This is a genomic window from Chelatococcus asaccharovorans, from assembly GCF_003201475.1.
GTDB lineage: Bacteria > Pseudomonadota > Alphaproteobacteria > Rhizobiales > Beijerinckiaceae > Chelatococcus > Chelatococcus asaccharovorans.
The window spans coordinates 374,292-387,794 of sequence record NZ_QJJK01000002.1; the positions used below are offsets into that span (position 1 = coordinate 374,292).

13 protein-coding genes are annotated in these 13,503 nt (G+C 61.9%); 7 read left to right on the forward strand and 6 right to left on the reverse strand.

All coding sequences use genetic code 11. The features are described from left to right. Positions 1–27 precede the first annotated feature (27 nt). Positions 28–879, forward strand: a complete 852-nt coding sequence (locus C7450_RS06325; protein WP_110373557.1) for an oxidoreductase — start codon at positions 28–30, stop codon at positions 877–879. A gap of 27 nt (positions 880–906) precedes the next feature. Here the strand turns inward: C7450_RS06325 and C7450_RS06330 are convergent, their stop codons facing one another. The 5 genes from C7450_RS06330 to C7450_RS06350 all read right to left on the reverse strand — a co-directional run bounded on the left by C7450_RS06330 (position 907) and on the right by C7450_RS06350 (position 6,284). Continuing rightward, positions 907–2,412, reverse strand: coding sequence for a tripartite tricarboxylate transporter permease (locus tag C7450_RS06330; protein ID WP_110373558.1), 1,506 nt, complete (start codon positions 2,410–2,412; stop codon positions 907–909). Positions 2,413–2,427: 15 nt separating this feature from the next. Next, positions 2,428–2,880: a tripartite tricarboxylate transporter TctB family protein gene (locus C7450_RS06335; RefSeq protein ID WP_170147096.1), complete on the reverse strand. Its 453-nt coding sequence runs from the start codon at positions 2,878–2,880 to the stop codon at positions 2,428–2,430. 61 nt (positions 2,881–2,941) lie between these two features. Continuing rightward, positions 2,942–3,919 carry a Bug family tripartite tricarboxylate transporter substrate binding protein gene (locus C7450_RS06340; protein ID WP_110373560.1) on the reverse strand — a complete coding sequence of 326 codons (978 nt, stop codon included), beginning with the start codon at positions 3,917–3,919 and terminating at the stop codon, positions 2,942–2,944. A gap of 54 nt (positions 3,920–3,973) precedes the next feature. Next, positions 3,974–5,134, reverse strand: coding sequence for a sialidase family protein (locus tag C7450_RS06345; protein ID WP_210206380.1), 1,161 nt, complete (start codon positions 5,132–5,134; stop codon positions 3,974–3,976). Positions 5,135–5,369: 235 nt separating this feature from the next. Then, a complete protein-coding gene (locus C7450_RS06350; protein ID WP_110373562.1) occupies positions 5,370–6,284 on the reverse strand; it encodes a hypothetical protein in 915 nt (304 codons plus the stop codon). A 277-nt stretch (positions 6,285–6,561) separates the two neighbouring features. On the opposite strand from C7450_RS06350, the gene C7450_RS06355 reads away from it, so the two are divergent. From C7450_RS06355 to C7450_RS06370, 4 genes are all read left to right on the forward strand, one after another. Next, positions 6,562–7,020: a YybH family protein gene (locus tag C7450_RS06355; RefSeq protein ID WP_110373563.1), complete on the forward strand. Its 459-nt coding sequence runs from the start codon at positions 6,562–6,564 to the stop codon at positions 7,018–7,020. Positions 7,021–7,100: 80 nt separating this feature from the next. Next, positions 7,101–8,261, forward strand: a complete 1,161-nt coding sequence (locus C7450_RS06360) for a sialidase family protein (protein ID WP_110373564.1) — start codon at positions 7,101–7,103, stop codon at positions 8,259–8,261. A 50-nt stretch (positions 8,262–8,311) separates the two neighbouring features. Continuing rightward, the gene (gene kce, locus C7450_RS06365) at positions 8,312–9,235 is read left to right on the forward strand and encodes a 3,5-dioxohexanoate:acetyl-CoA acetone transferase (RefSeq protein ID WP_210206381.1); all 924 of its coding nucleotides are present in this window, start codon (positions 8,312–8,314) and stop codon (positions 9,233–9,235) included. 119 nt (positions 9,236–9,354) lie between these two features. Further along, on the forward strand, positions 9,355–10,344 hold the full coding sequence (locus C7450_RS06370; RefSeq protein WP_110373565.1) for a helix-turn-helix domain-containing protein: 990 nt from the start codon (positions 9,355–9,357) through the stop codon (positions 10,342–10,344). 36 nt (positions 10,345–10,380) lie between these two features. Here the strand turns inward: C7450_RS06370 and C7450_RS06375 are convergent, their stop codons facing one another. Further along, on the reverse strand, positions 10,381–11,151 hold the full coding sequence (locus C7450_RS06375) for an HpcH/HpaI aldolase family protein (RefSeq protein WP_110373566.1): 771 nt from the start codon (positions 11,149–11,151) through the stop codon (positions 10,381–10,383). A gap of 436 nt (positions 11,152–11,587) precedes the next feature. Here C7450_RS06375 and C7450_RS06380 point away from each other — a divergent pair, with 436 nt between their 5' ends. Both C7450_RS06380 and C7450_RS06390 read left to right on the forward strand, forming a co-directional pair. Then, positions 11,588–12,388 carry an amidohydrolase family protein gene (locus tag C7450_RS06380; RefSeq protein ID WP_110373567.1) on the forward strand — a complete coding sequence of 267 codons (801 nt, stop codon included), beginning with the start codon at positions 11,588–11,590 and terminating at the stop codon, positions 12,386–12,388. Positions 12,389–12,786: 398 nt separating this feature from the next. Beyond that, positions 12,787–13,377: a tripartite tricarboxylate transporter substrate-binding protein gene (locus tag C7450_RS06390; protein WP_110373569.1), complete on the forward strand. Its 591-nt coding sequence runs from the start codon at positions 12,787–12,789 to the stop codon at positions 13,375–13,377. Positions 13,378–13,503 lie beyond the last annotated feature (126 nt).

The window sequence follows — 13,503 nt, forward strand, 5'->3', positions numbered from 1 at the left end:
CGGGCCCCATCCGCAGAGGAAAGCACCATGTCCCACGACCAGCCGCCTCCCGTCTGGCTCATCACCGGCTGTTCCACCGGCTTCGGGCGCGAGCTCGCTACAGAGGTCGCGCAAGCGGGCCATCGCCTTTGCGCAACGGCCCGTCGCCCGGAGGATCTAGACGCCCTGGCCGACCGCTATCCCGGGAGCATCCTCACGACGGCGCTCGACGTGACCCGCCAGGATCAGATCGAGGCCGCCGTCGCGGCCGCCACGGCCCGCTTCGGCAGGATCGATATTCTCGTCAACAATGCAGGCTTCGGCTATGTATCGACCGTCGAGGACGGCGACGAGCGGCAGATCCGGGCCATGTTCGACACCAATGTATTCGGCCTTTTTGCGCTCTGCCGCGCGGTCATTCCCGGTATGCGGGCGCGTCGGCACGGCCATATCATCAACATCACATCGATCGCAGGGCTGAACGGCAATCCCGGCACAGGCTATTACGCGGCGACGAAACATGCCGTCGAAGGTGTCTCCGATGCGCTGATGCATGAGCTCACACCCTTCGGCATCCATGTCACCTGTGTCGAGCCCGGCCCCTTCCGCACCGATTTCGCCGGTCGCTCGCTGAAGGAAACACCTGTGTCGGCGCCGGGGTACGACTCCGCCCAGCAACGGGCCACATCAATCCGCGCCAGTTCAGGGCATCAGGCGGGCGACCCCGCGAAGGCCGCCACCATCATCAGATCGATTGCCCTGAGCGCATCGCCACCGCGCCATCTCCTGCTCGGCCGGAAGGCGCTGGAGACCGCGCGCGAGAAGATCGCACGGCTCGCATCCGATATCGACAGGTTCGAGAGCGTCACGCTAAGCGCTGATTATCCGCCTGGATCGTAACGCGACAGACGAGACGCAGGGCCGGCGCTATTCCTCGACGAGGATGTCCTCGCGCCCCTTGCGCACTTTCGGAAACAGCATGACGAGCACCATGACGAGCGCGCCCAGCAACAGGGCGACGGCGATGGGGCTCGATACGAATTTCCACCAGTCGCCGTCACCCAGGATGAGCGTGCGGCGAAAATTGCTCTCCAGCGGGTCGCCGAGGACGAATCCCAGCAGGAGCGGCGCCGCCTCGAAGCCGAGCTTGGAAAGCACGAGCCCGACCACCCCGAAGGCCGCCATGAAATAGATGTCTTCCGGCAAGCGGTTCACGGAATAAAGCCCGATACAGCAGAACAGGATGATCGCCGGAAACAACAGGCGATAGGGAACCTTCAGAAGCGATACCCAAATGCCGATCAACGGCAGATTGATGACGAGAAGCATGGCATTGCCGATCCACATGGACGCAACCATGCCCCAGAACAGATCCGGGTTCTTGGTGAAAACCTGCGGCCCGGGAACGATGCCCTGGATCGTCAAGGCGCCGAGCATGAGGGCCATCACCGCATTCGGCGGGAGGCCCAGGCTGAGCAGAGGAATGAAACAGGTCTGTGACGCGGCATTGTTGGCCGCCTCCGGTCCCGCGACGCCTTCAGGAGCGCCGCGGCCGAAGCGGCTGGGGTCCCGCGCGAGCTTCTTTTCCATGACATAGGATGCGAAGGGCGCCAGAAGGGTCCCGCTGCCGGGAAGAACGCCCAGCAAGGAACCGATCACCGTCCCGCGGGCTGCGGGCCCCGCCGAGCGCCTGATCTCGTCGCGGCTCGGCCACAGCCGCCCGATCGTCGATTGGACAATCGGGCGATCATCCGCCTTTTGCACGTTATGCAGGATCTCTCCAATGCCGAAAATGCCCATGGCAAGTATTGAAATGTTCAACCCCTCAAGCAGAGAGGGCAGCCCGAAGGTGAGCCTCTGGGCGCCCGTCTCCATGTCAGTGCCGACGGTTGCGAGGACTATTCCAAACAGGACGGCCAGTATGGCCTTGAGGAGGGAGCCACCCGCGAGCACGATGGCGAAGACGAGCCCGAGCACAATCAGCGCGAAATAATCCTCCGGTGCCAGGTAGAGTGCGACCTGGCCGAGCGGCTCTGCGAAGGTTCCGATGACAATCGTCGCGACGCAGCCGGCGACGAACGAGCTCAGGGCGGCGAGAGCGAGTGCGGCGCCGGCCCGCCCGGCCCGGGCCATTGCATTGCCATCGATGATGGTGACGATCGAGCCTGCTTCGCCGGGCATCCGCACCAGAATGGCGGTCGTCGACCCGCCATATTGGGCACCATAATAGATCCCGGCGAGCATGATCATCGATCCCACGGGGGGAATGCCGAATGTAAACGGCAAGAGGATCGAAATCGTCGCGATCGGACCGATACCAGGCAGTACACCAATGAGTGTACCGATCAGACAACCAAGCAAGCACAGCAGAAGGTTGTCAAAGGTGAGTGCAATCGAAAACCCAAGCCCGAGATCTGCGAGAAGCGATGTCATGGTTAAAACGCTCGATCAAAAACTCAAACCGGGAATCATGACGATCGGCATCGTCAGCTTCAACGCGTAGCTGAACAGAGCCACGCTCGCCGCGATGAGAAGGATGGACACCATGAGGAGTTGGCGCAGTCGCAGATCCGGAGCAGCAAGACCGGACACGATGAGCGTGAGGAGACCAGCGATGGCATAGCCGAAGAGCGGCGCGATCAATCCGAAGCCGGCAACGGCCAGAACAACGAGCGCGAGCGGTCGAAGCGGCATCCGCTCGAGGCCAGGCCCATGTTTCACGAGCCCACGCGCCACCAGCACGACACCGCCCAGCATAATGCAATACGTACAGATGCGAGGAAACAACGCCGGTGAAAAGGTCGAATAGCTTGTCGTTGTTATCAGGGAGAGGGTGCGCAAGATCACCGCTGCGATCGCGATGACCACAAGGCCAGCAACCACATCCTGCGGGCCCCGCACCCATTGTCTTCCCGCGCTACCCACTGGCTGTTGCATCGCGTCCCCCGGGCCGGCCATCCGCTCACTCCTTCTGCAGCCCCGCGCGCTGGATCATCTCCGCCCATCGGGTCATTTCGGACCGTACGAAGGCGTCGGCTTCGGCCTGTGTCATCGCCGTTGGCTCGAGACCAAGCTGCCGCAGCCGGTCGCGGACCTTGTCGGACGTAAGGATGATCTTCGTCAGTTCCGCGTTAAGCTTGTCGAGGATGGGCTGCGGCGTGCCCGCCGGCGCGAAGACGGCGAGCATCGAATCCGTCACGACGTCCAGCCCTTGCTCACGCATTGTCGGGACGTCCGGAAAGGCCTGCGTCCGTTTGGCCGTGGTCGTGGCGAGAAGGCGCATCTTGCCGGCCTCCACAGGTGCCCTTCCGCCGGCGATGTCGGTCACCATGATGGGGAGCCGGCCACCGAGGAAATCCGTCGTCGCCTCGACCTGGCCCTTATAGGGCGCTTTCCGGATCGAGAAATCGCCCGCCCGCGCGAAGGTCTCGGCGGTGACGAGCACACTGCTCTGCCAGAAGGGAAAGACGAGCTTCCCGGGATTGGCTTTGCCATAGGCAACAACATCGGCGATCGATTTGAACGCACTCTCGGCCTGCACCGCAATCAGCCACGGGCTGCGACCGATTGAGGCGACCGGCACCAGATCCTTGAGCTGGTCCAGCAGCGGCGCCTTCATCAGGTTGGGATTGAGGGAATAGGTGGATTGCGCGGTGAAGAGAAGCGTATAACCATCCGGCGCTGCCCGCGCGACGACCGCCGAGCCGATAGAACCATTGGCGCCAGGCCGTGCTTCCACCACGATCGATTGGCCGAGCGCCTTGCTCAGATCATCGGATACCGTGCGTGCGATGATATCGGTCCCGCCGCCGGCGCCGAATGGCACGATCATGGTTATCGGACGGCTCGGATAGTTGTCCGCCGCGGACGTGCCCGGCAGCGCCGCAAGACCGATCGCCCCTGTCAACACGATGGCCAGGGACTTTGAGAGTGAGATCATGGGGTTCCTCCAAAGTCTTATGTTATTTTATGTGTTCGACGCGGCGGCCGTCGTTCAATCGGGCCTGAAGAATGTTCTGGCGATATGGCGGACGCCGCCGTTGAGCTGAATGGGGTCGTCGCGCGTATTCATGTAATAGGTGGTCAGCAACAGTCCTGGCTTGACCTCGATGACGCGGGGGTAGCCAAGGTCCCAGCTGCCGCCGTCGTCGCGCAGGATGAGCTCGGAGCCCCAGCTGCGACCGCCGTCTTCGCTGACGCGAGCACGGATGCCATAGGGCGCGAGACGATAGCCGTAGACACAGACAATGCGGCCGTCGGCCATTTCGACGATGTCGCCCGGCGCGCCCCAATCATTGACCCGCGACAGGAAATGCCAGGTGCGCCCGCCGTCCTCGCTTTCAAACATCTCCGTCCAGAGCACGCTCGTCGGATCCCGTTGCGAACGCATGGAGCAGAGGATCCGCCCGTTCCTGAGCGGCAGAGGGCAGGGGTAGAAATAGCGATGCGCGCCAAAACGCGGACTGCCCTGCTTGGCGCTGACGGCGGTGCCGTCATCCTGTTCCGGCGTGATGAAGGACAGGAATTGCCAGGACTGGCCGCCGTTGGCACTGGCATAGACGAGCGGCCGGCGCGTCCAGCCGTCGGGGGTGACGCTGGTCAGGGCGATCAAGCTGACGCCGTCGGAGCGAACGGATGTGGAGCCCTGGCCGGAAAGGGAATGCAGCCCCCCGAGGGGCAGGACGACCGGCCGGCGCCACGAGCGTCCGCCATCCGACGAGAGAGAGATCCAGGGACGGGCGGTCGGCACGAAATGCGCCGGCACGGCCCCGGAAAGGATGAAGACGTTCTTGTCCAGAAAGTCGACAGGCTCCTCCTGACCGTAGTCAGGCGGGCCGTTTGCCGCAATGTCCTCGGCAGACGTCGACATGTCGAAGACCGTTCGGAGAGAAGCCTCATCCCATGACTCCCCACCATCCGAAGACCGGATGGTGGACACGCGGCCGCGTGACACCGACAGCATGTCGTGGTGCACATCATCGGGACTGGTGTAGACGCAGTCGTTGCGCGTGAACGCAGCCACGACATCGCCATCCGCCCCAAGCCACAGGCCCCCGAGAAAGGCCCAGGCCGCGAACTCGCTGTCGTTGCGATAGACAATGCCGTGTCTGGCATCTTGGACGGGCCTGGGGCGCTGGAAACGATTTGCCATCATAGTCCTGTTCATCTGATGCAGTCAGGGATCCGCGGGTGGACTGGTGGATTGTGGTTCCGTCGCGCGGTGTATCACGCCAAAGACCATCATGCCGATCAACCGGAGCCCCGCTTCTGAGAGATCATCTACAGTTTCAGAGCATCTCCGGCCAGCACCAGCCCGCCGGAAGTGCTCCGAATTTTCTTCTACGTATTTGCTTCACGCGAACCGATTTTCACTTGGCGCGAAAAATGCTCTATGCGCTTTTCTGCCAGGAAAGAAGCGTCCCCTTGGTCACTGTTTTCGCGCCCTGCAGGTCCGGCATGGGATACTCCTTCTCGTTGATCACGAAGCCCGGCTTGCTGGCGAAATCGAGCCGCGGCGGACAGAAGATATCGTAGAGTGAGGATTCTCCCTCGCCGACATCGCGCGATGTATGGACGACGTTGGCCGGGATGATGATGACGGAGGGCGTCGGGATCTCGTCATGATTGTCAGGCCGCCAGTCCGCCAGATTGGCATTCCACGGCCAGCGCAGATGATGGATCCACCGACCATGGAGTGTAAGCGACGCCTGTTCGAAGTCTTCGTGCCAGTGCGGACTGAGCGCTGTCGTATCCCGCCGCGTATGATAATGCGCGAAGAGGTTGACCATCATATTCGTGGAGCGGAACAGCCGCGGCTGGATGCGCTCGCCGTTCGGGTCGGCATAGGGCGCCAACGGATAATGACGCAGCTTGAAACCACCAACGGGATCCGGCCAGGGTTCGACGGGGGCGAGTTCTGGAGCACCGTCGGCGTATGTGGCGGCGTTCCAGGCCTTGTCCAGGAGATCCGTCGCATTGCTGGTGATGATCCGGGCGATCAAGCCTTCCGTTCGCGCGGTGATCGTGCTCGGGCCGGGCGGCACGATGGTGAGCGAATCGTCGCCGAGTTCGACCTCTTCATCCGCAGTTTTGATTGTCGCCTGCGTCCCAGGCGGCAGGATAACCATGTATTCATCAGCATTATTCTCGCGCGTCAGCTTGGCGCCGGGCTTCACCCGCGAAACCGCCACGACGAAATTGCCGCCGCGCGTGATCCACGTCTGCGTACCGGCGTCATCTGTCTCCTGCGGCTTCATGGTGTCGAAACAGGCGACCGATGCCTGACGTGCTGCATTCTCCGTCACCCTACTCTCCTTGCGAAATGCTCTGGCCTGTGCCGGATCCCGCCTTCTCTGCAGCGAAACCTCTCCAATGCACGGTAAGCAGGCCCCCCTCCCCTCGCCAACGGCTTTCAACGCTATTTCAATCACCGAAAACAACGCGCCGGACTGCCTTCGCCGGCCAGTGATCCGACGTCATTTTCGACGGATGAAACAAGGGAAATCACTGCCTTGCGATCAGTATCGTCGCGATATCGTTGGCCGATCACATCGCTCCCAGATGATTTCACACGAGGACCAAATGGACGTCCAAGATCACATGCGTGCAAGACAGGAGCTCGAAGCGCTCTTGATGGAATACTGGCATGACGTCGACACCAACTGGGGGCGCAATGCGAGCGAATACTATACGGACGATGCCGTGTTCGAGTCGACCTATGCCAGCTATCATGGCAAGGCAAAGATCAAGCAATTCTACCAGTATCGTCTGGATCGCGGACCGCGTGTCGCCGTCCACGCGGTGACCAACTTCCGCGTCGTGCTGGAAAGCCCGACCCGTGCCACGTGCAACTGGTATCTGCTTCTGTTTGCCGCGGACGGCAAACCGATCCTGCCGACCAACCCGCCGATCCAGATTGCCCATATGACCGATACTTGCGTCAAGCAGCCGGACGGCCGCTGGCTCTATGCCCACCGCAAATTCGACGCCTGGTTCGAGGGGGGCGTTCCAACCACCAATCCCAATCTCGACGACAAATAGCTCGGCGGGGACATCCCACGGCCATCCCGTGGGGGCGTTCTTGCGGTACCCGATCCCACAGGCAGTCAACTGAGGCCAAAATGAGCGTCTGGATGCGTTTCGACAAGCCACGGCCTTGCACCGATATGGATCATGGCATTGTTCACCGCGACAACGCCGCATTCTGTGGCTGGCCGTTCTATTGCGGGCTGTGGAAATTCCCCGATGGAAGCCTTCTTGCCAGCTTCAAGAAGATCGCGAAGACTTATGATCAAGCCGATGCGATCAGTCATACACAGCTCACCGTCGGACAGGGCCATCTCAGGACGATCCGGTCCTACGACCAAGGCCTCAGCTGGGACGACGACAGCCTGCAGACCGTTTTTGACCTGGGGACATCGGCGCAAGCGATCGCGCAGTCCGGCGGACACGACTACGCTGATGAATTGCCGGTCGATTTTCTCGATCCCAACGTCATCACGATGTCCGGTGCGATGCCCGCGCTGCTGAAATCCGACAGCCGCGCCTGGCTGCAGATCTCGACGGACGCCGGGCGCAGCTGGCGCAGGACGATCCTGCTCCCCTTGCAGGGTCTCAATTCATTGACCGGCCATGGCCCGCCGGCCGTGAGGCCGGACGGGGTTGCCCTGCTCGGACTTTCGACGACGACCCCCGACGGCTGGACCAACAGGCCGCTCCTCTATGCCAGCACGGACGGCCGGCGATGGGACTTCCTGTCCTTCGTCACGCCCGCGATCGAAGGCGGCTCGGCTGTCAGCGACAGGCAAGAGCTGGCACTCTTCGGCGCCATCCGCCACTTCTATACGCGCCCGCTCGTGCTCGCCGACGGCCGCGTACTCGCCTCTCTTCGGTTCCAAAGAGACGCCCGGGGCATTTTCTGGACCGATATCTTTGAGAGCGAGGACGGCGGGCGCACGTGGCATTTCCTGTCGCGGGTGAATGACTGGGGAGCGCCGGGCGACATCGTCGAGATGGCCGACGGCCGCATTGTCTGTGTCTACGGCTATCGTCTCGCGCCCTATGGCATCCGTGCTCGCGTCAGCGAAGACGGCGGTCGCAGCTGGGGCTCCGAGCTCATCCTGCGCGACGACGGCGGCAGCTGGGACCTTGGCTACCCCCGCATCATCGAGGTCAAGCCCGGTCAGTTGCTCACGACCTACTACATGAACACCCGCGACGACCCCATTCAGCTCAACGGCGGCGTCCGCCATATCGCCAGAACACTCTTCAGGCCCGATTGACAGGTCGCATCTCTTCCCCGGCAGCCCCCTACGACAAGCGGACCATTCCCATGGCCAAGATCATCATCAGCGCCGCTCTCACAGGCGCGATCCATACGCCGTCCATGTCGAAGCACCTGCCCGTCTCACCTCAGGCGATTGCGGATGAGGCGATCGCCGCCGCCGAGGCCGGCGCCGCGATCGTCCATCTGCACGCCCGCGACCCCGAGACCGGCAAACCCGATCAATCCCCAGAAGCGTTCCGGCCGATCGTTCAGGCGATCAAGCAGCGCTCCGACGCTATCATCAATCTGACCACCGGCGGCGCGCCGACGATGAGTATAGAAGAGCGCCTGGCTCCGGCGGCACAACTGAAGCCGGAACTCGCCTCACTCAACATGGGCTCGATGAATTTCGGGATCTTTCCCATGCTGGATCGCACAAAGGACTTCGCCCATGACTGGGAGAAGCCTTATCTCGAGGGGTCGAGGGATCGCATCTTCCGTAACACATTCGCCGATATCGAGCATATCTTGACCACGGGCACCGAGAACGGGACCCGGTTTGAAGTCGAATGCTACGACATCGGCCATCTCTACACCCTGGCGCATTTCGTCGACCGCGGCCTCATCAAGCCGCCGTTCTTCGTGCAGTCCGTTTTCGGGATCCTGGGCGGGATCGGCGTCCACGCCGAGGATGTCATGCATATGAAGCGAACCGCCGATCGTCTGTTCGGCGCAGACTATCGCTGGTCCGTTCTGGCCGGCGGCCGTCACCAGATCAGGATTGCCACCATGGCCGCCACGATGGGCGGCCATGTCCGCGTCGGTCTCGAGGATTCCCTCTGGATCGGGCCGGGTAAGCTCGCGCAATCGAGCGCCGAGCAGGTCGCTCTCATCCGCGGTATTGTCGAGGGGCTTGGCCTGGAGATCGCCACCCCCGATGACGCCCGGGCGATTCTCTCGCTCAAAGGTGCTGCAGGCGTCGGGTTCTGACTATCGCATTTCGCGGTACGAAATGGATAAGGCCACCGGACGAGTGCGGCTCCTTTCATGTTACAGTTCTCCCAAAGATAAGGCCTCCGGGACACGGACGCCACAATGGGAGATGCGCTATGGAAGGTTTAAGCCATCCTGCAATCATGGCTCATTCGGATGAAGCAAACGCCGCGTGTTTCGGCGCCCCCGAGCTCCGCGAGGAGAAAAGTCCCACCCGATGCCGGACGAATTCACGCCGCGGGCTCTCTGATCCGGGTCGTCGTTCCTATCCCCCCGTCGAAGCCGTCAGGCGTGCGCTCGAAATCCTGAGAGCCGTCAATCGGCTTCGCATCGCATCCGTCACGGCCATCCACGCCGCAACCCATCTCCCCAAGCCGACCATCATCCGCATGCTCGAAACGCTGATGGCCGACGGCTATGTCGCAAGGGACAACATGTTCGGCGGCTACCGGGTCACCTGCAAGGTGCATGAGCTCACCAAGGGCTACGACGGCATCTCGATGATCATCGAGGCCTCGCGCGCGCCGGCGATCGAACTCACACGGCGCATCAAATGGCCGATCGGCATCGGCGTCCTCGATGGGCTGGCGATCTCGATCCAGTTCTGGACGGGAGCGATCAGCCCCTGGGCGCACACCAGCACAGTTCTGGGGCTCAGGCCCGCGCTTCTCAGCTCCGCCATGGGGCGCGCCTATATGGCCTTCTGCCCGGACGACGAGCGCGAGAAGATCCTTGCCTGCCTGCGAACGGATCCGCTCCAGGATTTCGACCTCGAGAAGGAGACGAAATTCCGGCAGTTGCTCGCGCGCCTGCGCAACGGGGGCAGCTGCGGCTTCGCGGTACGCGACCCCCGGACCGAGCCGAAGCAGATGACGACCCTCGCCATGCCCTTGATGTTTGAAGACCGCGTGCTGGCCGCCATTTCCGTCAGTTTCTACAAGTCCGCAGTCCCTCTGCAGAACATCAGCAAGCAGATCGTTGCCCCGCTGAGCGAAACGCGCCAGAAGATCGAAGAAAATCTCGCGTTGCTCATGCGCGGCACCGGCATCCATGGGGACGCCATCGAACCCGTGCCCCATGGCCTGGCCCCACTTGCGCCCGGATAACGCGCGTGACCCGCGCTGGACATGCTTGCGGCGATGTCACCATGCGGCTGGGTCGCCGTAGTCCTGAAGCGCGGCGGCTGCAGCGGATTTGAGAAAATTCTGGTCATTGGACACGACGAAGGCGGTTGCGCCGAGCTGTCTCATGGCACGCGCATCCGCCTTGCTGGAGACGAGAACCATGGTCGTCATCCCGGCCTTTCGCGCCGCCGCGGTGATCTGCCTGACGGCCTCCTCCATTCGTTCCACGCCAAGGGCCGCCGTCAAATCACCGCGCCCGATGAAGAAGGCGTCGAGGCCTTCAACCGCGGCGATCTCGTCCAGCTGGCCAAGCGCCGCTTCATCCTCGATCATGGCGATACAGGTCGTCTGCGCATCCTGCGACGCGATGTGATCGGCAAATGCGGCGCCGCCAAAGTCGCCGGCACGCGTGGTGTTGGAAAAGCCGCGCGCCCCGCCACGATATCGGCATGCCGCAGCGATCATCCGCGCTTTTTCCGCGCAGTCCACATGCGGGACGAGAACGCCCGTCGCGCCAAGATCGAGGACCGAGAGGATGCTGGCCGCCGTCGGTTCGGCGACCCGCACCAGCGCAGCAATCCCCGACGCGCGCGCCCCGAGGCATGCGAGGTCGATCGTCCCGCGATCGAAAGGCGCGTGCTCCTGATCGATAATCACGAAATCATAGCCCACCGAGCCGATGATCTCTGTCGTATGACTGGAGGGTGTCTTGATGAAGGTGCCGAGCACATGCTCCTTGCGCATAACACGATTGCGGAATTCGATTGCCGCAGGACGGATGCCGGTCATCAACAACTCTCCCGTAGTTCATTGCGCGCGCGAGCCGCTGCAAGCGCCGGGCCCCGCGGTGCGCTACTCCTAACCCATGAGAAAAGGGAGGAAACCGAACCGATCGGGATTTTCATCCCGTGAAACATTGACATTCACCAATATCAACAACCGCATGACCACTGTTCATTGACCGATTTCGCTTTATCATTGCGATGAGCACATCGATTACGCCTCTTCTTTTCAGACCGCTATGTGAACAGTAACATCGCCAACGCGTTGCGTTTCCCCCTGAAAGCAGCGAAGGCCCCTCCCCCGGGCCTTCGCGCATGCAAGCCTCCGGGAGGTCGGGCGCAGATCTCGTTTCATGCGCCGAAATAATCCAACGACACGCGCGAATGTGCTTGGATCCCGCGATGGCCCACACGTACCATGATCGGGATAAAGGGGGTGCAGCGTGATCCATCAACCGCTCGTCGATTCACACTTTCATCTCTGGCGCGCCGATCTGCCCCTGACCGACACCGCCTGGCACCTCAAGGTCACTGACGCCAGCGTCGACGAATTCATCGAAATTCTTGATCGCCATGGGGTGATCTTCGGCGTCATCGCCGCCGCCAGCCTGCACGGCGCGTATAACGACTATGTCAGGCAGGCTTTGCGCGCTCACCGCCGTTTTCGCGCCACGGCGACCGTGACACCGCAAACCGATATCTACCAACTCGAGCGGATGCGAGACGATGGCTTTGTGGGAATCCGCTTCGTGTGGGGTCTCCTGGACGAGATACCAGACCTCCGATCTGGCGAATACAGAACGCTGCTACGCCGCGTCGCGGATCTCGGTTGGCATGTGCATCTCACGGATCGGGAGCATCGCATCGCATCGACCATTGCCGCGATCGAGGCCTCCGGTGCGAAACTCGTCATTGATCATCTCGGATTGTTCGACACGCCTGCGGGGATCAACGGAGAAGCCTTCAGGACCGTGATGGCCGCCGTCGAACGCGGGCGCACATGGGTGAAACTGTCCGCGGGCTTCCGCTTCGAACCCCCAGCGGCGCCCAAACAATATGCGCAGGCGCTGGTCGCCCTCACCGGAGGCGAGCGGCTGGTCTGGGGCAGCGACTGGCCTTTCGCCGCCTTCGAGGGCAAAGTGACTTACGCGGACACCCTCGCAGCGCTCGAGGATTGGGTGCCGGACCCGCTGGTCCGCGCGCGCATCTGCGGCAGCACGCCCTTGCGCCTCTATTTCACCTGAGCCAGGTCAAATTCAATAAATATGTATGCATTGCTCTATAATCAGAGAATGAACGCGTTCAATAGCACTGCGCTCAAAGAATTCTATAAATCGAGGGAGTGACGTCATGACCATGAGAGCCGCCAGGCGCCTTCTGCTATCCGCGACAATGCTATTGTCCTGCGCCGTCGCGGTCGGCTTGTCACCGGTGCAAGCCGCCACCTGCCCCGATGGCTTCCCAGCGAAGCCGATCCGTTTTGTTGTCGGCTTTGGCGCAGGCGGCGGGACGGATCTCATCGCACGATCGATCGCCAATGCTATGGAGAAGCAACAGAAATGGACGATCGTGGTGGAGAACAAGCCGGGAGCCAACGGGGGCGCCATGGCCGTCTGGCTGAAGAGCCAACCGGCAGACGGCAATGTCGTCGGTATCCTGGGCACCGATGCTCGTGGCCCTGTCCGACCGGCCCTACAACGACCTTGCGGGCTTGATCGCCTATGCCAAGGACAAGGGACGCGCCACAATCGCGGTGGCCGGCATCAACCAGGAGGTGCTCGTTCGCCAGCTTGCGCAGGAATACAACGTCAATCTCGTCCCCATCCCGGGTGCCGGCGCCGCCGAAGCCATGACCAGCGCCCTTGGCGGGCATGTTGACGCAACCACGCAAGGTACATTGCATGTTGCGCAGATCAAATCCGGAAAGATGAAGCAGCTCGCCTCCATCATCGACCGTCGGGTACCCTACGCGCCGAATTCAGCGACGCTGGCCGAACAGGGCTCGAAAGCGGAGCCTCTCAACTCTCACACGATGCTGATCACGCCGCGCGGCCTGCCGGACCCCGTGAAGACCTGCTTGAAGCAAGCCTTGGACGAGGCGATCCGGACACCGGACTACAAGGCACAGATGGACAAGTTCGAGAACGAGGCCCTGAATCTAGGCGAGGAGGGCAATCGTGACCTCAACGCAAGGCTCGCCGATTTCTACGCGAAGATACTAGCCAAGAACTAGTGGAGCGAATTTGACATTTGGGTCCCGCTCAACATCAAGCTCCAGATCAAATGTCAAATTCAAAAGCTCCACTAGAACCAATAACTTGCTAGTGGTTCTTGTGACTCCGACATTGGCTCCAAGGCT